This is a genomic window from Burkholderia sp. NLJ2, assembly GCF_049487195.1.
Taxonomy (GTDB): Bacteria; Pseudomonadota; Gammaproteobacteria; order Burkholderiales; family Burkholderiaceae; genus Burkholderia; species Burkholderia pyrrocinia.
On the sequence record NZ_CP137810.1, the window covers coordinates 2,506,530 to 2,523,471 of the forward strand.

Below are 16,942 nucleotides of genomic sequence, written 5' to 3' on the forward strand. Positions count from 1 at the left end.
AGCCTGCATCACTGCGGCTCGCCCATCCCGCCCATCAGCGTCATCAACTGCTCGCGCAGCCACTGGCTGCCCTGATCCTGATCGGCGCTGCGATGCCAGTAGCAGAAGTATTCGAGGCCCGGCATCTCGAACGGCAGTTCGAGGATGCGCGCCGGATAGCGCTGCAGCAGCCGCAGCGGCGCGGTCAGCGCGAGATCGCCGCGCATCGCGATCAGCGGCGCGACCATGTAGTGCTGCACGCGCATCTGGATAGTGCGGCGCAGCCCGAGACGCGTCAGTTCCGCGTCGACGTGCCCGCTGCCCTTGCGGCGGCTCGACACGTGGATATGCCCCATCGACAGGTAGTCGTCCATGGTCAGCGTGTTGCCCTTGAACGGGTGATCGTCGCGGATCATGCACGCGTAGCGGTCGCGCACGAGCAGCGCCTGGTGCAGATGCGGATCGCCGATCAGCGGCGCGTCGATCGCGATGTCGACGGAGCCGTTCGCGAGCGCGGTCGCCACTTCGCGGCGGTCCATCGTATAGCTGCGCACGTGCATGCCGGGCGCTTCCCGTTGCAGCAGTTCGCCGAGCGCGGGCAGCAGCAGCGCTTCGGTCAGGTCGCTCATGCTGAGCCGGAACACGCGCGCCGACGATGCGGGATCGAACACGTCGCCTTCGTGCGCGCTCGAATCGAGCAGTTGCAGCGCCTCGCGCACGCGGCCGACGATGTTCTCGGCCATCGGCGTCGGCATCATCCCGGCCGGCGTGCTGACGAACAGCGGATCGTTCAGCGTCTTGCGCAGCCGCGCCAGCGCATTGCTGACGGCCGGCTGCGTGAGGTTCAGCACCTCGGCCGCCCGCGTCAGGTTGCGCTTGTTGTAGATCGCCTCGAATACGACGAACAGGTTCAGATCAATCTTCGAAAGGCGCATCGCCGAATCTCCTTGCCGGCATCTTACGGCGGGCGCCTCTCGCTCGTCCATGCCGGCTCCGGGAACCGCTCAAGCGCGCAGCGGCGGCGTCAGGTACGGCGCCGTCGAGCCCGGCTCGCCGTCCTTGATCTCCATCCGTGCGATCGCCTGCAGGTGCACCTCGTCCGGGCCATCGGCGAAGCGCAGCGCGCGGCCCCAGGTCCACAGGTCGGCGAGCGGCGTATCGGGGCTCAACCCCGCCGCGCCGAACACCTGCATCGCGCGGTCGCAGACGTCCGTATAGACGGTCGGCACGAGCGCCTTGATCATCGAGATTTCCTTGCGCGCGGCCTTCGCGCCGACCTTGTCGATCATCCACGCGGCCTTCAGCACCAGCAGGCGCGCCTGGTCGATCTCGATGCGCGAGCGCGCGATCCATTCGCCGACCGTGCCGTGCCGGTTCAGCGGCTTGCCGAACGCGACGCGCGACTGCGCGCGGTCGACCATCAGCTCCAGCGCGAGCTCGGCCGCGCCGATCGAACGCATGCAGTGGTGGATGCGGCCCGGCCCGAGGCGTGCCTGCGCGAGCGCGAAGCCGCTGCCTTCCGCGCCGAGCAGGTTGCGCGCCGGCACGCGCACGTTGTCGAACGTGATCTCGCAGTGCCCTTCCGGCGCGTGGTGATTGACCACCGTGATGTTGCGCACGATCGTCACGCCCGGCGTGTCGCGCGGCACGAGGATCATGCTCTGCTGCTGGTGCGACTCGGCATCGGGATCGGTCTTGCCCATCACGATGAAGATCTTGCAGTTCGGATGCGCGGCGTTCGTGATGAACCACTTGCGGCCGTTGATCACGTACTCGTCGCCCGCGCGCTCGATGCGCGTCGTGATGTTCGTCGCATCCGACGACGCCACGTCGGGCTCCGTCATCGCGAACGCCGAGCGGATCTCGCCGCGCAGCAGCGGCAGCAGCCACTGTTCGCGCTGCTCGGGCGTCGCGAACATGTGCAGCAGCTCCATGTTGCCCGTGTCCGGCGCATTGCAGTTGAACACCTCCGACGCCCAGCTCACGCGCCCCATGATCTCGGCGAGCGGCGCGTATTCGAGGTTCGTCAGGCCCGTGCCGGGCTCGTCGTCCTTCAGGTGCGGCAGGAACAGGTTCCACAGCCCTTCCGCCTTCGCGCGTTCCTTCAGTTCCTCCATGAACGACACGGGATACTGGCCCGCATGCACTTCGTCGTTCCATTGGCGGATGCGCGGCACGATGTGCGCGTCCATGAACGCGCTGACGCGCTCGCGCAGTTCTTCCACTTTCGGGGTGTAGCCAAAGTCCATGATCGACTCCTCGAGATTTTCGTGTTCGGTTCGGTCAGAAGGCCGAGACACCGCCGTCGACGGCGACGGCCTGCCCGGTCAGATAAGTGTTTTCCTTCGCGCACAGCGTCAGCATCGTCGCGACGATTTCGTCGGGCCGGCCGAGCCGCTTCATCGGCGAGCCCTGCGCGAGAAAATCCTGGCGGTCGCCGATATCGCTGTCGGTAACCATCGGCGTCGTGCTGTAGAACGGGCACACCGCGTTCACGCGAATGCCGTGGCGCGCGTATTCGAGCGCGGCCGTCTTCGTGAGCCCGACCACCGCATGCTTCGACGCCGCGTACGCGGCCAGCTTCGGCGCGCCGCCGAGCCCGGCCATCGACGCGACGTTCAGGATCACGCCTTCGCGCTGCGCGAGCATCTGGCGGATCTGGTGCTTCATCCCGAAGAACACGCCCTTCGCGTTCACCGCGAAGCTCAGGTCGAGATCGGCTTCGTCGGTGTCGATCAGCGCCTTCATCGGCGGTGCGATGCCCGCGTTGTTGATGCCGACGTCGAGCCGCCCGAAGCGCGCGGCGGCCTCATGCACCAGCGCCGCGACGTCGACTTCGACGCGCACGTCGCAGCGCTGCGCGATCACGTCGGCGCCGGCCGCGCGCAGCGGCGCGGCCACGCGTTCGAGCGCTGCCTCGTTCAGGTCGCCGAGCGCCAGCCGCGCGCCCATCGCGGCCAGCTCGCTCGCGAGCAACGCGCCGAAGCCGCTCGCGGCGCCGGTGATCATCACGGCCTGCCCGGCGTAGCTGTCGATTTTCATCGTGCGCTCAGATCGTCAGGCCGCCGTCGACGACGATGCATTCGCCGTTCGTGTAGCTCGCCGCGTCCGACACGAGATACAGCACGGTGCCGGCCATCTCGCGCGGTTCCGCATGGCGGCGCAGCGGGATCTTCGCCATCCAGGTCTCGTAGATGTCCTGGTCGGCGAACAGCGCGCCCGCGAACTTCGTCTTCGTCAGGCCCGGCAGCAGCGCATTCACGCGGATGCCGAGCGGCCCGCATTCCTTCGCGAACGCCTTCGTCATGTTGACGACCGCCGCCTTCGTGATCGAGTAGATGCCCTGGCGATCGCCCGGCTGCAGCGCGTTCACCGACGCCGTGTTGACGATCGCGCCGCCGCCGTGCGTCTTCATCAGCTTGCCGGCCTCGACCGACATGAAGAAGTAGCCGCGGATGTTCACGTCGACGGTCTTCTCGTACGCGGCGAGATCGGTATCGAGGATGTGCCCGAAATACGGGTTCGCGGCCGCGTTGTTCACGAGGATGTCGAGCCGCCCGTGCTTGCCGCGGATATGCTCGAACGTCGCGGCGATATCGTCCAGCCGCCCGACGTGGCAGGCCAGCGCTTCGGCTCTGCCGCCCGCCGCGACGATCGCGTCGGCCACGGCCTGGCAATCGTCGAGCTTGCGGCTCGACACGATCACATGCGCGCCCTGCTCTGCGAGCAGCTTCGCGATTTCCTCGCCGATGCCGCGGCTCGCGCCCGTCACCAGTGCGATCTTGCCGGTCAGGTCGAACAGATTCGTTGCCATGTCGTTGTGCTCCTCCATTGATGGTTTGTCGTGTCGCCGCTCTGCGATCCCGGCGATGTCAGCGATTTCAGCGATGCGCGTCGATCACGCTCACGGCCAATTCGGCCAGCCGGCCGGCCATTTCGCCGACGCGCAGCGCTTGCTCGCTCGACGCATTGCCCTGCAGCGCGCGCGCCTTCACGCCCTGCGCGATTGCCGCGAGGCGGAAGAAACTGAACGCGAGGTAGAAATGCCAGTCGCGGATCGGCTCGATCCCGCGCAATTCGCAATAGCGCGCGACGATCGCCGCTTCGTCCGGTACGCCGAGTTCGGCGCGATCCAGGCCCGCGATCCCGCGCACCTGCCCGCCGGACGGCAGCCGCAGGCACATGCAGAAATACGCGAGATCGGCGAGCGGGTTGCCGAGCGTCGACAGTTCCCAGTCGAGCACGGCCTGCACGCGATAGCCGTCGCGCGCGAACATCAGGTTGTCGATCCGGAAATCGCCGTGCACCAGCGCCGGCCGGCCCGTGTCCTCGGGGCATGCTTTCGGCAGCCAGTCGATCAGCGTCTCCATCGCGTCGAGGCGCCCGGTTTCGGCCGCGCGATACTGCTTCGTCCACACGCCGATCTGGCGTTCGAAGTAGTTGCCGGGGCGGCCGTAGTCGGCGAGGCCCACCGCGTCGACATCGACGTCGTGCAACGCGGCCATCGTCTGCAGCAGCGCGTCGTAGCACGCCGCGCGATCGGCCTTCGGCAGTTCCGGCAGCGCGGGATCCCAGAAGATCCGGCCGTCCTCGAAGCTCATCACGTAGAACATGCTGCCGATCACGTCGCGGTCGACGCACAGGTGATACGGCCGCGCGACCGGCACCGCGGTGCCCGACAGCGCAGTCAGCACGCGGAATTCGCGGTCGACCGCGTGCGCGGATTTCAGCAGTTCGCCCGGCGGCTGGCGACGCAGCACGTAGCGGCCGCTCTTCGCGTGCAGCAGGAAGGTCGGGTTCGACTGGCCGCCGGCAAACTTCTCCGTGTCGACCGGGCCTTCGAAGCCCGGGACGTGCGCTTCGAGATAGCGCGTGAGGCGGGCAGTGTCGAGTTGCTGGGAAGGGTTCGTCATCGTCGCGATCGTTCGTGGGTCAGCCATAGGTTCGCAGCGCGTGTCGTTCGGGATCCTCCAGATGCGGGATGCCGTTGAACGACGCGAGGTGAAACGCGTCGGCGTTGAAGAAAAACTGCGAAAGACTGCTGTTGCGGATCTGCAGGTTCAGCGCGATCGCGCTCGACGGCGGCGCCGCGAGCACCTGCTGCACGGTGACCGCGATCGGGCCGCCGGAGCTCACCGCGAGCACGCGCTGGCCGCCACCGTGGCGGATCGCTGCGCGCGCGTCGGCGACGCGCTGCTGGAAATGCGCCCAGGTCTCGGGAGCCGCATCGCCGAGCTTGTCCTCGGACCACAGCTGCAGCACCTGCCGGAGCGCACGGAAATGTTCCTTCATCGATCCGGCCGCGAGCCGCGCGATCTCCGGATAGTCGCCGGCGGCCGCCGCGAACAGCCCGTGGAAGTCGTATTCGTTCAGGCCCGGATGGCGGTCGACCGGCACGCCTGCGCGGCCCATCCCGCGCAGGATCGCGTCGACCGTCTGCGCGTGGCGGTGCAGCGTGCCGCAGATCACGCGGTCGAACGCCAGGCCCTGCCGCGCGAAATATTCGCCGAGCCAGACGCCCTGCTGCTCGCCAGCCGCGGAAAGCCGGTCGTAGTCGTCGGTGCCGAACGACGCCTGCCCGTGCCGTACCAGAAAGAGTTCAGCCATCGCATGCCCGCCAGATCAGAAGGATTCAGCATAGCCAGCGGGCGATTATTTTTAAAATTTATTTAGTGAATCGGTTGTCATTCGCGATGTGAATTTCGCAGAGTGGCCCGTCGACCCGGGGTCGGCGCGCGCGACTTATACTGCGCAACCGACCCGAAGCTTGCCCGGAGCCCGACCCATCATGCCCTCTTCCCCGCCGAACGACCTGCCGCGCTATCGCTTGCTGACCGGCAAGGACGATGCCGTGTTCTGCCACCGCGTATCGGAAGCGCTGGCGCTCGGCTACCGTCTGTACGGGTCGCCTGCAGTCACCTTCAACGGCGTCCATGTGGTGGCGGCGCAGGCGTTGCTGTGGCCGGACGACGGCGGGGCTGCGTCCTGCGGCTGATCGCGCAGGGCAAAGCGCCGCGCGGCCGCCGAATATGGCACGTTCGTCCACGCGCTTTTCCGTACAAGCCCGGCAGGCGCGTACGGCAATCCACGGCCATTCGATGGTAGTGCGGGTGCGGTAGTATCCGGATTCCATCAAGCAGCCCAATGGACGCCAAGCAGTGGCAATGCCCGAATTCCCTTTCCCCGCCGGCCAGGGCGCCCAGGCGCTCGTCCTCGTCGCCGAGGACGAACCCGAGATCGCCGAGATCCTGATCGCCTATTTCGCGCGCAGCGGCCTGCGCACCGTGCACGCCGCCGACGGCCGCCGTGCGCTCGAACTCCACCTGTCGCTCAAGCCCGACCTCGTGCTGCTCGACGTGCAGATGCCGCACGTCGACGGCTGGAAGGTGCTCGCCGAGATCCGCCATCGCGGCGATACGCCGGTCATCATGCTGACCGCGCTCGACCAGGACATCGACAAGCTGACCGGGCTGCGCATCGGCGCCGACGACTACGTGGTCAAGCCGTTCAATCCCGCCGAAGTCGTTGCGCGCGCACAGGCCGTGCTGCGCCGGTCGATGGCCGGCTCGCGCCAGGAAGAACAGCGCGTGCTGCGTGCCGCGCCGTTCGAGATCGATCTCGAACGCCACGAAGCGACGGTCGAGATCGGCAGCACACGGCACACGCTCGTGCTGACGCTCACCGAATTCAAGCTGCTCGCGCAGCTCGCGCGCGCGCCGCGCCGCGTGTTCAGCCGCGCCGAGCTGATGGCCACCTGCCTGCCGGAAGGCGATGCGCTGGAGCGCACCGTCGACAGCCACGTCAGCAAGCTGCGCAAGAAACTCGACGATCTCGGTGTCGCGGGCGTGCCGGTGAGCGTGCGCGGCGTCGGCTACAAGCTGTGGAGCGGAGATTGAAACTCGACGGACTGAGCCGCCAGATCGCGCTGACGATGGGCGCGATCGCGTTCGGCGTCACGCTGCTGGTCGTCGTGACGGCCTACGCGTTCTACTACGTGCTGTACACCTACTGGCCGGACGATTTCAAGCAGACGGGCTGGTTCCCGACCGGGCCGGAGTGGCTGTGGATCGTTTCGACCGCGCTGGTCGGTCTCGTGATCTCCGTCATCGTTGCGGTCAACCTGTCGCGGCGCATCCTCGTGCCGCTGAATTCGGTGACGGACGGCATCCGCCGCGTCGCGCGCGGCGATCTCGGCGCGCGCGCCGTCGCCGGCGACCGCTCGCTGCACGAAGCCGCGCGGCTCGCCGACAATTTCAACGCGCTCGCAAGCGAGCTGCAGCGCGTGACCGACGAGCAGACATTCTGGAATGCCGCGATCGCGCATGAACTGCGCACGCCCGTCACTATCCTGCGCGGGCGGCTTCAGGGGCTCGCCGAAGGCGTGTTCACGCCCAGCGAAGCGCTCTATCGCAGCCTGCTCGCGCAGGTCGAAGGGTTAACGCGGCTGATCGAGGATCTGCGCGTGGTCAGCCTCGCCGATAGCGGCCACCTGAGCATCGAAATCCGCGACACCGATCTCGCCGCCGACGTGCGCGCCGTGGTCGACGTGTTCGCACACGCGCTGCAGGCCGCCGGCCAGCATCCGATGCTCGATCTCGACGCGCGGCGCATGTGCTGCGACCCGGTTCGCATCCGCCAGGCGCTGCTGGCGCTGCTGGAAAATGCGCGCCGCCACGCGGTGCCGGGCTCGATCCGGATCCAGACGCGCATCGAACACGGGATGTGCCGGCTGCGCGTCGAAGACGACGGCCCCGGCATCCCGGCCGATTTCGCGCCGCACGTGTTCAAGGCATTCAGGCGCGTCGACGATACACAGCCCGGCGGCACCGGCCTCGGGCTCGCCGTCGTCGCAGCGATCGCGCATGCGCACCACGGCGAGGCGATCTGCGTGCCGACGGGCGTCGGCGGCACGCGGTTCGAGGTGAAGTGGCCCGACAACCTCGTGCCGGCACCCGAGAGCGAGCGGTTTCCGGCTTAGGGCCTGTTCCGGCCCATAACGGGCCTGCGCCGGCGCCGCGTTCCCGCGATCACACGCGCGGTTCGCGCCCGACGTGTTCGAGCGGCGGGCTGAACCCGAGCACCGTGTACTCCGTCACGGACACCGTCCCTTTCCCGGCCGCGCCCTGCACCACCACCGCGCGCACGGCGCCGGCCCGGTCGAATTTCAGCTTCGTGCCGACGGTCGAGTTGCGCAGCGCCTCGAGTTCCTCGATCCGCGCGATCGCCAGCTTGCGCACCGCGCCGGACACGTACACCGGCAGGAACACCAGCGCGATGAAGATCGACACGGCGTCCTTCGACACGCTGTCGAGCATCGGCTGGCCCGACATCACGAGCGACAGCGACGTTGCCGCGACGAAGATCGCGAGCACGGTCGCGCCCACGCCGAGCGACGAGAACCGCTCGGCCGCCTTCTTCATGCGCGCCTTCACGAGTGCGCGCGCGGCCGCGGACGTCACGAGCCATTCGCGCTGCGCGCCGTGGAACCCGGCGATGCCGAGGAACAGCGTCGCGACCGCGCTGACGACGATGCCGCTGTACAGCGCATCGAACGTCACGCAGACGAATTCGAGCACGAACACGATCACGAGCGGGACCAGCAGCAGACGGAACGAATAACCGTCGCGACCGTGCCCCTGGATCCACCATTTCACCAGCGACAGCTGCCAGAAGCGGCTCTCCCGGTGGAGCGAAAGTTCTTCGATGTCCGTCAATGTCTCACCTGTGGAGTTCCGTTGCGCCACCGACGCTACGTTGCCCGCGCCCGACCGAAATACGAATGAATACCTCAGGTTATCGATTGATCCCAAAGATTCATTAGACAGTGTCTCCGCCGCCGCGCGATGCTGGCCCCGCCAGTGAACGCGGCGTCATTGCAACGCCGCGCACGAGAATGGAGTGAGACACATGCCCAACGACCCTCGTCAACGGCGCCACACGCTGTGGCTGCTGTGCGCGCTTTCGTTCATCCTCTACGTCGACCGCGTCAACCTCGCGACGGCGGCCGGCGCGATCAAGGCCGAGCTCGGCCTGTCGAACACCGAGCTCGGCGTCGCATTCTCCGCATTCGCGTATTCATATGCAATCTGCCAGATCGGCGGCGGCTGGATCGCCGACCGGTTCGGCGCCCGCATCACGCTGATCGGCTGCGGGCTGATCTGGGTCGTGTCGACCTTCACGACGGGGCTCGTGCACAGTCTCACGCTCCTGTTCGCCGCGCGCCTGCTGCTCGGCATCGGCGAAGGCGCGACGCTGCCCGCCCAGGCCCGCGCGATCACGCACTGGTTCCCGCGCGAACGGCGCGGCGTCGTGCAAGGCTTCACGCATTCGTTCTCGCGGCTCGGCAACGCGGTCACGCCGCCGATCGTCGCCGCGCTGATGACGTGGCTGTCGTGGCGCGCCGCGTTCTTCGTGATCGGCGCGGTGACGCTGGTGTGGCTCGTTTGGTGGATCGTCGGCTTCCGCGAACATCCGCTCGGCGACGACGACGGCCACGCACGCGGCGCCGCCCGCCCCGCGCCGCCGTCCGGCCCAACGCCGTGGGGGCCGCTGTTCCGCCGGATGGCGCCGACGATCTTCGTCTACTTCTGCTACGGCTGGACCGCGTGGCTGTTCTTCACGTGGCTGCCGACGTTCTTCCTGAACGGCCAGGGCCTGAACCTGAAATCGACCGCGCTGTTCGCGTCCGGCGTGTTCTTCGCGGGCGTGGTCGGCGACACGCTCGGCGGCTGGCTCTGCGACCGGATCTACCGGAAGACCGGCAACCTCGCGCTGTCGCGCCAGAGCGTGATCGTCGCGAGCTTCGCCGGCGCGCTCGTCTGCCTGCTGCCGCTCGCGTTCGTGCACTCGACCGCCGGCGTCGCGCTGTGCCTGTCGGGGTCGTTCCTGTGCCTCGAACTGACGATCGGGCCGATCTGGGCCGTGCCGAGCGACATCGCGCCGACCCACGCCGGCATCGCGAGCGGGATGATGAACGCCGGTTCCGCGATCGCGGGGATCCTGTCGCCGATCCTGTTCGGCTATCTCGTCGACCGCACCGGCAGCTGGACGCTGCCGTTCGTGGGTTCGGTCGCGATGCTGCTGATCGGCATCGTCGCCGCGCTGCGGATTCGCCCGGACCGCACGCTGTCGGAATCGATGCCGACACTCGCCGAGGCACCCGCCGCGCCGTCGGCGCGCTGAAGCGGCTCGCCACGGCTTCGCCTGTCGCGCTCATGCCGCCATCACGCATCGCCGCGTTCCGCGACGCGTGATCGGCACAGCCGGCAAACCGCTCCGTCAAGCGCCGTCATCCTCCTCGCCACCCTCCCGGTGAAACAGCGCGAGAAACTGCTGCGCGGGGATGCTCAGCGGCCGGTCGCGCCGCACGATGCTGCCGTACGACGGCAGCCTCTGATCGAGCGCGTAGTCGATGATCGCGACAAGACCGTGCTCCGCGTTGCGCTGCGCGACCGTCAGCGGAATCACGCCGAGCATCGTCGAACGGTCGACGAGGTTCATCGTGGTCAGGATCGAGCCCGTTTCGACCAGCCCGCGCGGCATCGGCTGGTGACGCGCATGAAACTCGCGCTCGACGACCTCGCGCGCCGGGCTGCCGGCCGGCTGCAGGATCCACGTGTAATCGAGCAGCGCATCGAACCCGACCGGCCCGGCGCCTGCGAGCGGATGGTCGCGGCCCGCGATGATCGCGAGCGCCTCATCGTCGACCACGCGAAAGTCGCAATCGGTCCCGACGTTGCGTCCGATCACCACTTCGAGCACGCCTTCGCGAAGCTGCGGCATCAACCGGTCGCTCGTGTCCACCGCGATGTCGATCGCAAGCAATGGATAACGCGCCTTCAGCTGCACCAGCGCCTCGGTAAGCCGCCCCGGCGACGCCGCCATGATGCTGCCGATCGCCAGCCGCCCCGCGCTGCCGAGCTGCAGTTCGCCGAGCTCGCGGTTCAGCGCCTCCATGCTGCCGCGGATCCCGCGGAAATAACCGAGCACGCGCTCGCCGGCCGGATTCAGCACGAGCCCGCGCCCGATGCGATCGAACAGCCGCTGGCCGAGCGCGCTCTCCAGTTCGGCGAGCATCTTCGTCGCGGCCGGCTGCGTCAGGCCCATCTGCTCGGCCGCCGCGCGCAGCGTCGAGCATTCGTCCACCGCCAGCAACAGCGCGATCTGCCGCATGCGCAGCCGGTTCAGCAACTGCGGGGTCGAGTCTCGTCTGTCGATCGAGCCCATCTTTGATTACTCCAGGTTATCGATTCATCAAGAGTTTTCAATTTACCGACTCATTCCGTCTACCTAGCATCAACCCCATACACGAACGGCCACGCGCCGCCACCGGAGACGCCGCATGAACACCCCCTCGACCGCCGCCCCCCTGCCCGTCGTCGCGCTGACGCTCGGCGACCCCGCCGGCATCGGCGCCGAACTGATCGCGAAACTGCTCGCGCGGCCCGACGCCACGGCCCGCGCGAATCTCGTGCTGATCGGCGATCGCTGGCTGTGGGAAGCCGGCCAGCGCGTCGCCGGCGTGCAGGTCGATGTCGAACCCGTCGCTTCGCTGGCCGCGGCGCGCGGCCGGCCGTCGACCGCGCGCGCCGCGTTCGTCGAAGTCGAGACGGTCGATCCCGCGCAGGTCACGGTCGGCCAGGCCGGCGCGGCCGGCGGCCGCTCGACGCTCGCCGTGCTCGACCGGTGTCTCGACGCCGCGCTCGCCGGCGACATCGACGCGATCTGCTTCGCTCCGCTGAACAAGTACGCGATGAAGCTCGGCGGGCTCCGCCACGACGACGAACTGCACCACTTCGCCGAAGCGCTCGGCGTGACCGGCTATTTCTGCGAATTCAACACGCTCGGCGAACTGTGGACGGCGCGCATCTCGTCGCATATTCCGCTGAAGGACGCGGCGGGCTGCCTGAGCATCGAGCGGATCGAACAGGCATCCGAACTGATCTACCGGTCGCTGCTCGCGAACGGCGTCGCCGCGCCGAAGGTGGCGATCGCCGCCTTCAACCCGCACGGCGGCGACGGCGGCAGTTGCGGCCGCGAGGAAGTCGACATCATCGAGCCCGCGGTGCGCCGGCTGCAGTCGCGCGACTGGCCGACCGACGCGCCGTTCCACGGCCCGTTCCCCGCCGACACGATCTTCCTGAAGGCGCAGGCCGGCGACTACCAGGCGATCGTCACGATGTACCACGACCAGGGGCAGATCGCGATCAAGCTGCTCGGCTTCTCGCGCGGCGTGACCGTGCAGGGCGGGCTGCCCGTGCCGATCACGACGCCCGCGCACGGCACCGCGTACGACATCGCGGGCCGCGGCACGGCCGACGTCGGCGCCACCTGGCAGGCGCTGCAGATCGCATGCCGGATGGGCGCCGCGCGCCGCACCCCCGCTGTTTCGGCGTGATGCTCGCACGCCCTTTACACACGACAACACCGAATCCTGGAGACACCATCATGAAGATCCGTTCCGTGCGCGCCCGCGTATTCCAATGGAAAGGCAAGACCGTCCCGCCGCAAGGCAACTTTTGTTCAAACGCGATGGACCTGCTGTACGCGCCGCAGGAAACGATGAGCACGTTCCGCTTCCATTCGTGGACGGTCGTCGAAGTCGAGACCGACGACGGCATCGTCGGCCTCGGCAACGTCGCGCTCGCGCCGCACGTCGCGAAGGTCATCATCGACCAGTACCTCGCGCCGCTCGTGATCGGCCATGATCCGTGGGACTACGAATACCTGAACCAGCGGATGTATCGCGCCACCCACGCGTGGGGCCGCAAGGGCATCGGCATGGCGGCGATCTCGGCGGTCGACATCGCGATCTGGGACATCCTCGGCAAGAGCGTCGGCAAGCCGGTGTTCAAGCTGCTCGGCGGCCGCACCAAGGAAAAGATTCCCTGCTACTACTCGAAGCTCTACCGCACCGACCTGAAGGCGATGCAGGACGAGGCGCAGCAGTATCTGAAGGAAGGCTTCCGCGCGTTCAAGATGCGCTTCGGCTACGGGCCCGCGCATGGGCAGCAGGGGGTGGTCGAGAACCTGAAGTCGGTCGCGGCGATCCGCGAGGTGATCGGCTACGACAACGACCTGATGCTCGAGTGCTACATGGGCTGGAACCTCGAGTACGCGAAGCGCATCCTGCCGAAGCTCGAGAAATACCAGCCGCGCTGGCTCGAGGAACCGGTGATCGCCGACGACATCGACGGCTACGCGGAGCTGAACCAGCTGACGCGCATTCCGATCTCCGGCGGCGAGCACGAGTTCTCGCTGTACGGCTTCAAGCAGCTGCTCGACCGCAAGGCCGTGTCGGTCGTGCAGTACGACACGAACCGCGTCGGCGGGATCACGATGGCGCACAAGATCAACGCGCTGTGCGAGGCGTACAGCGTGCCGGTGATTCCGCATGCGGGCCAGATGCACAACTATCACCTGACGATGAGCACGCTCGCGTCGCCGATGAGCGAATACTTCCCGATGTTCGACGTCGAGGTCGGCAACGAGCTGTTCTATTACATCTTCGACGGCGAGCCGGTGGCCGAAAACGGCTTCCTGCAACTGCGCGACGACGTGCCGGGCCTCGGTCTCACGCTGAAGACCGAATTCCTCGACCAGTTCGACATCGTCGAGTGAGGCCGGCCATGAACGCACGCTACCAGGGCGTCTTTCCGGTCGCGCCGACGATCTTCGACGCGCACGGCGCACTCGATCTCGACGGCCAGCGCCGCTGCCTCGACTTCATGATCGATGCCGGTTCGCAGGGTCTCTGCATCCACGCGAACTACTCCGAGCAATTCGCGCTCGGCGACGACGAACGCGACCTGATCACGCGCACCACGCTCGAGCACGTCGCGGGCCGCGTGCCGGTGATCGTCACGACGTCGCACTTCAGCGCGCGGATCTGCGCGGAGCGCAACCGGCACGCCCAGGCACTCGGTGCGGCGATGGTGATGGTGATGCCGCCGTACCACGGCGCGACGTTCCGCGTGCCCGAAGCGCAGGTTCGCGCGTTCTTCGCCGAAGCGGCCGACGGGCTCCGCATTCCGCTGATGATCCAGGACGCGCCGGCCAGCGGCGTCGCGCTCACCGCGTCGTTCCTCGCGACGCTGGCGCGCGAGATCGATGCCGTGTCGTACTTCAAGATCGAGACGGCCGGCGCCGCGTCGAAGCTGCGCGAGCTGATCGCGCTCGGCGGCAACGCGATCGAGGGGCCGTGGGACGGCGAGGAAGGCATCACGCTGCTCGCCGATCTCGATGCCGGTGCGACCGGCGCGATGACGGGCGGCGGGTATCCGGACGGGATTCGCCGGATCACCGACGCGTATTTCGCCGGGCGCCGCGATGAAGCGTGCGAGCAGTACGCGCGCTGGCTGCCGCTGATCAACTACGAGAACCGTCAGTCGGGCTTCCTGACCGCGAAGGCGCTGATGCGGGAAGGCGGCGTGATCGCGTGCGACCGGCCGCGCGCGCCGTGGCCGGAATTGCATCCGCAGGTGCGTGCCGGGTTGCTCGACGTCGCGCGCCGGCTCGACCCGCTCGTGTTGCGCTGGGGACGCTAGACATCGAATGCACGCGCGACGCGCAGGCGTTGCGCGCCGGCGGCCGGCACCCGCCGGCTCGCCACGGCAGGACAGCGGCTCATCAGAAGGCCGCCGCGGCCGACTACCCAAACTGGATGGAGACACCATGACCCTGTTGACCCCGGCCACCCCGGCATACGAAGCCGGCGAAGCCATTCCGCGCCGCCGCTGGCTGCGCGTGATTCCGCCGCTGCTGCTCGCGTGCATCATTTCCTACATGGATCGCGTGAACATCGCGTTCGCGATGCCCGGCGGGATGAACGCCGAGCTCGGCATGGACGCGACGATGGCCGGCCTCGCCGGCGGCATATTCTTCTTCGGCTACCTGTTCCTGCAGATTCCCGGCGGCCGGCGCGCGGCACTCGGCAGCGGCAAGACATTCATCGGGTGGTCGCTCGTGAGCTGGGCCGTGCTGTCGGTGCTGACCGGGCTCGTCACGCATACCTGGCAGCTGCTGGCGCTGCGCTTCCTGCTCGGGGTGGCCGAGGGCGGCATGCTGCCCGTCGTGCTCACGATGGTCAGCCACTGGTTCCCCGACCGCGAACGCGGCCGCGCGAATGCGATGGTCATCATGTTCGTGCCGCTCGCCGGCATGATCACCGCGCCGCTGTCCGGCCTCATCCTCGCCGCGTACGACTGGCGTCACCTGTTCTTCAGCGCGGGCGCGCTGTCGCTGCTGTGCCTGGTCGCGTGGATGATGTTCGCCGACGACGGCCCGGAAACCGCGCGCTGGGTGTCGCCGCGCGAGAAGGCGTACATCCTCGACGCGCTGCGCGACGAGCAGGAACGCAAGCGCGCGGCCGGCGCGCCGGCCGCCGCCTCGTTCGGCGAGATACTGCGCAACCCGACGATCTGGCTGCTCATCGCGATCAACTTCTGCTACCAGGTCGGCATCTACGGCTATACGATGTGGCTGCCGACGCTGCTGAAAAACCTCACGCACGGCGGGATGGGAAAGGTCGGCCTGCTCGCGATGCTGCCGTATGTCGCGATGGTGATCGGGATGTTCGTCACGTCGTATTTGTCTGACCGAACCGGCAAGCGCCGCCTGTTCGTGCTGCTGCCGCTCGTCGGCTTCGCTGCGTGCCTCGCGCTGTCGGTGCTCACGCATGCGTCGATGGCCGTGTCGTTCACGTTCCTGATCGGCTGCGGCTTCTTCCTGCAGGCGGCCGCCGGCGTGTTCTGGGCGATTCCGCCGAAGCTCTGCAGCGTCGAGACGGCCGGCAGCGCGCGCGGCCTGATCAATGCACTCGGCAATCTCGGCGGGTTCTGCGGCCCGTATGCGGTCGGCGTGCTGACCCAGCACGTGAGCGCGGCGGCCGGCGTGCTCAGCCTCGCGGTCACGCTCGCGGTGGCCGGCCTGCTCGCGCTGACGCTGCCGAAGCGCTGCGAGGACTGAACCCTGATACCTGACATGCAGCCCCGCGAACGAAATGACGGAGACACCATGAACGACATCCTGCTGCTGGTGCAGAAATGCGCCCATACCTTCAGTTTCTACGACCTCGACACGAAAGCCGCGCTCAAGCACATCGTGCTGCCGAACTTCCCGCACGAGTTCACCGTCGACGCGAACAACCGCTACGCGTACGTCGGCATCTTCGGGATCGAGACCGCGTGGACGCGCGGCCATGAAGGCGACCACCGGATCGCCGAGATCGACCTCGTCGAACGCACGCATACGCGCATGCTCGACCTGTGGCCGTACTACCGGCCGCACGGCATGGCGAGCGACCGCGACGGCCGGTTGTACGCGATGAGCGAGGCGCACGACATGCTGCTCGTGTTCGACGAGCCGACCCGGCAGCCGGTGCCGAACATGGCCGTGCCGTCCGGCGGCGTGAAGACGCACCTCGTGACGCTGACGCGCGACGCGAGCCGCGCGTACGGCGTGCACTTGCTGTCGAACACGGTCACGCAGTTCCATCCGCGCGACGCGACGGTCGCGCCGCGCGCGGTGATGCCCGGCCCGCGCCCGGAAGGCAATGCGCTGTCGGCCGACGAGCGCACGCTGTTCGTCGCGAATCGCGGCGACGACACGCTGGTCGAGATCGACACGGAAACGATGACCTGCGGCCGCCGCGTGAAGACGCGCAGCGATCCGAACCGCATCTACCGGACGAGCGCGCCGGACGGCCGCGACCTGCTGCTGCTGACCAATTCGGGCGAACGATCGATCTCCGTGTTCGATGCACGCCAGCTCGAGGAGATCGAACGCATCGCGCTGCCCGCGAACCCGACCGCGCTGTCGTTCCATCCGTCACGGCGCGTCGCCTACGTGTCGTTCCAGGACGACTACGTGCGCGAACTCGATCTCGATACCTGGCGTTTCGTCGGTGCGCTGGCGACGCTGCGCGAGCCCGATGCGTCGTACGTGCTCGCGGGAGCACGCTGAC

The 16,942-nt window shown here is 67.8% G+C and carries 17 protein-coding genes; 9 read left to right on the forward strand and 8 right to left on the reverse strand.

The window, feature by feature from the left end; translation table 11 throughout:
• Positions 1-8: 8 nt before the first annotated feature.
• The 6 genes from R9B84_RS33685 to R9B84_RS33710 form a co-directional block, all read right to left on the reverse strand.
• On the reverse strand, positions 9-914 hold the full coding sequence (locus R9B84_RS33685; RefSeq protein ID WP_423761735.1) for a LysR family transcriptional regulator: 906 nt from the start codon (positions 912-914) through the stop codon (positions 9-11).
• A gap of 69 nt (positions 915-983) precedes the next feature.
• The gene (locus R9B84_RS33690; RefSeq protein ID WP_423761736.1) at positions 984-2,228 is read right to left on the reverse strand and encodes an acyl-CoA dehydrogenase family protein; all 1,245 of its coding nucleotides are present in this window, start codon (positions 2,226-2,228) and stop codon (positions 984-986) included.
• Positions 2,229-2,262: 34 nt separating this feature from the next.
• Positions 2,263-3,021: an SDR family NAD(P)-dependent oxidoreductase gene (locus tag R9B84_RS33695; RefSeq protein WP_423761737.1), complete on the reverse strand. Its 759-nt coding sequence runs from the start codon at positions 3,019-3,021 to the stop codon at positions 2,263-2,265.
• Between the two features lie 7 nt (positions 3,022-3,028).
• Complete coding sequence (locus R9B84_RS33700) at positions 3,029-3,793, reverse strand: SDR family oxidoreductase (RefSeq protein WP_423761738.1); 765 nt, start codon at positions 3,791-3,793, stop codon at positions 3,029-3,031.
• A gap of 67 nt (positions 3,794-3,860) precedes the next feature.
• Complete coding sequence (locus tag R9B84_RS33705; protein ID WP_423761739.1) at positions 3,861-4,892, reverse strand: phosphotransferase; 1,032 nt, start codon at positions 4,890-4,892, stop codon at positions 3,861-3,863.
• A gap of 19 nt (positions 4,893-4,911) precedes the next feature.
• Entirely contained in the window at positions 4,912-5,586 is a 675-nt protein-coding gene (locus R9B84_RS33710) for a histidine phosphatase family protein (RefSeq protein ID WP_423761740.1), read from the reverse strand.
• Positions 5,587-5,767: 181 nt separating this feature from the next.
• Between R9B84_RS33710 and R9B84_RS33715 the strand changes: the two genes are divergently transcribed.
• The 3 genes from R9B84_RS33715 (at position 5,768) to R9B84_RS33725 (ending at position 7,957) form a co-directional block, all read left to right on the forward strand.
• Entirely contained in the window at positions 5,768-5,974 is a 207-nt protein-coding gene (locus tag R9B84_RS33715; protein WP_423761741.1) for a DUF1737 domain-containing protein, read from the forward strand.
• A gap of 169 nt (positions 5,975-6,143) precedes the next feature.
• Positions 6,144-6,875 (forward strand): response regulator, encoded by a 732-nt coding sequence (locus R9B84_RS33720; protein WP_423761742.1) that lies wholly within the window; start codon positions 6,144-6,146, stop codon positions 6,873-6,875.
• On the forward strand, positions 6,872-7,957 hold the full coding sequence (locus R9B84_RS33725; protein ID WP_423761743.1) for an ATP-binding protein: 1,086 nt from the start codon (positions 6,872-6,874) through the stop codon (positions 7,955-7,957). Before R9B84_RS33720 ends, R9B84_RS33725 begins: the two co-directional genes overlap by 4 nt.
• Positions 7,958-8,006: 49 nt before the next feature.
• On the opposite strand, the gene R9B84_RS33730 is transcribed toward R9B84_RS33725, so the two are convergent.
• Positions 8,007-8,693, reverse strand: a complete 687-nt coding sequence (locus R9B84_RS33730) for a hypothetical protein (RefSeq protein ID WP_423761744.1) — start codon at positions 8,691-8,693, stop codon at positions 8,007-8,009.
• Positions 8,694-8,886: 193 nt separating this feature from the next.
• Between R9B84_RS33730 and R9B84_RS33735 the strand changes: the two genes are divergently transcribed.
• Positions 8,887-10,161 (forward strand): MFS transporter, encoded by a 1,275-nt coding sequence (locus tag R9B84_RS33735; protein WP_423761745.1) that lies wholly within the window; start codon positions 8,887-8,889, stop codon positions 10,159-10,161.
• 96 nt (positions 10,162-10,257) lie between these two features.
• On the opposite strand, the gene R9B84_RS33740 is transcribed toward R9B84_RS33735, so the two are convergent.
• Complete coding sequence (locus tag R9B84_RS33740; RefSeq protein ID WP_423761746.1) at positions 10,258-11,205, reverse strand: LysR family transcriptional regulator; 948 nt, start codon at positions 11,203-11,205, stop codon at positions 10,258-10,260.
• Positions 11,206-11,320: 115 nt separating this feature from the next.
• Here R9B84_RS33740 and R9B84_RS33745 point away from each other — a divergent pair, with 115 nt between their 5' ends.
• The 5 genes from R9B84_RS33745 to R9B84_RS33765 all read left to right on the forward strand — a co-directional run bounded on the left by R9B84_RS33745 (position 11,321) and on the right by R9B84_RS33765 (position 16,941).
• Positions 11,321-12,376: a 4-hydroxythreonine-4-phosphate dehydrogenase PdxA gene (locus tag R9B84_RS33745; protein ID WP_423761747.1), complete on the forward strand. Its 1,056-nt coding sequence runs from the start codon at positions 11,321-11,323 to the stop codon at positions 12,374-12,376.
• Positions 12,377-12,426: 50 nt separating this feature from the next.
• A complete protein-coding gene (locus R9B84_RS33750) occupies positions 12,427-13,599 on the forward strand; it encodes an L-rhamnonate dehydratase (RefSeq protein ID WP_034181412.1) in 1,173 nt (390 codons plus the stop codon).
• 8 nt (positions 13,600-13,607) lie between these two features.
• Positions 13,608-14,525 carry a dihydrodipicolinate synthase family protein gene (locus R9B84_RS33755; protein ID WP_423761748.1) on the forward strand — a complete coding sequence of 306 codons (918 nt, stop codon included), beginning with the start codon at positions 13,608-13,610 and terminating at the stop codon, positions 14,523-14,525.
• A gap of 127 nt (positions 14,526-14,652) precedes the next feature.
• Positions 14,653-15,945: an MFS transporter gene (locus R9B84_RS33760; protein ID WP_423761749.1), complete on the forward strand. Its 1,293-nt coding sequence runs from the start codon at positions 14,653-14,655 to the stop codon at positions 15,943-15,945.
• Between the two features lie 48 nt (positions 15,946-15,993).
• Positions 15,994-16,941, forward strand: coding sequence for a YncE family protein (locus tag R9B84_RS33765; RefSeq protein ID WP_423761750.1), 948 nt, complete (start codon positions 15,994-15,996; stop codon positions 16,939-16,941).
• The last annotated feature ends 1 nt before the right edge of the window (position 16,942 follow it).

Coding starts and splice junctions, on each gene's coding strand:
- R9B84_RS33685 (WP_423761735.1), bottom strand. CDS start 914: ATGCGCCTTTCGAAGATTGATCTGAACCTGTTCGTCGTATTCGAGGCG.
- R9B84_RS33690 (WP_423761736.1), bottom strand. CDS start 2,228: ATGGACTTTGGCTACACCCCGAAAGTGGAAGAACTGCGCGAGCGCGTC.
- R9B84_RS33695 (WP_423761737.1), bottom strand. CDS start 3,021: ATGAAAATCGACAGCTACGCCGGGCAGGCCGTGATGATCACCGGCGCC.
- R9B84_RS33700 (WP_423761738.1), bottom strand. CDS start 3,793: ATGGCAACGAATCTGTTCGACCTGACCGGCAAGATCGCACTGGTGACG.
- R9B84_RS33705 (WP_423761739.1), bottom strand. CDS start 4,892: ATGACGAACCCTTCCCAGCAACTCGACACTGCCCGCCTCACGCGCTAT.
- R9B84_RS33710 (WP_423761740.1), bottom strand. CDS start 5,586: ATGGCTGAACTCTTTCTGGTACGGCACGGGCAGGCGTCGTTCGGCACC.
- R9B84_RS33715 (WP_423761741.1), top strand. CDS start 5,768: ATGCCCTCTTCCCCGCCGAACGACCTGCCGCGCTATCGCTTGCTGACC.
- R9B84_RS33720 (WP_423761742.1), top strand. CDS start 6,144: ATGCCCGAATTCCCTTTCCCCGCCGGCCAGGGCGCCCAGGCGCTCGTC.
- R9B84_RS33735 (WP_423761745.1), top strand. CDS start 8,887: ATGCCCAACGACCCTCGTCAACGGCGCCACACGCTGTGGCTGCTGTGC.
- R9B84_RS33740 (WP_423761746.1), bottom strand. CDS start 11,205: ATGGGCTCGATCGACAGACGAGACTCGACCCCGCAGTTGCTGAACCGG.
- R9B84_RS33745 (WP_423761747.1), top strand. CDS start 11,321: ATGAACACCCCCTCGACCGCCGCCCCCCTGCCCGTCGTCGCGCTGACG.
- R9B84_RS33750 (WP_034181412.1), top strand. CDS start 12,427: ATGAAGATCCGTTCCGTGCGCGCCCGCGTATTCCAATGGAAAGGCAAG.
- R9B84_RS33755 (WP_423761748.1), top strand. CDS start 13,608: ATGAACGCACGCTACCAGGGCGTCTTTCCGGTCGCGCCGACGATCTTC.
- R9B84_RS33760 (WP_423761749.1), top strand. CDS start 14,653: ATGACCCTGTTGACCCCGGCCACCCCGGCATACGAAGCCGGCGAAGCC.
- R9B84_RS33765 (WP_423761750.1), top strand. CDS start 15,994: ATGAACGACATCCTGCTGCTGGTGCAGAAATGCGCCCATACCTTCAGT.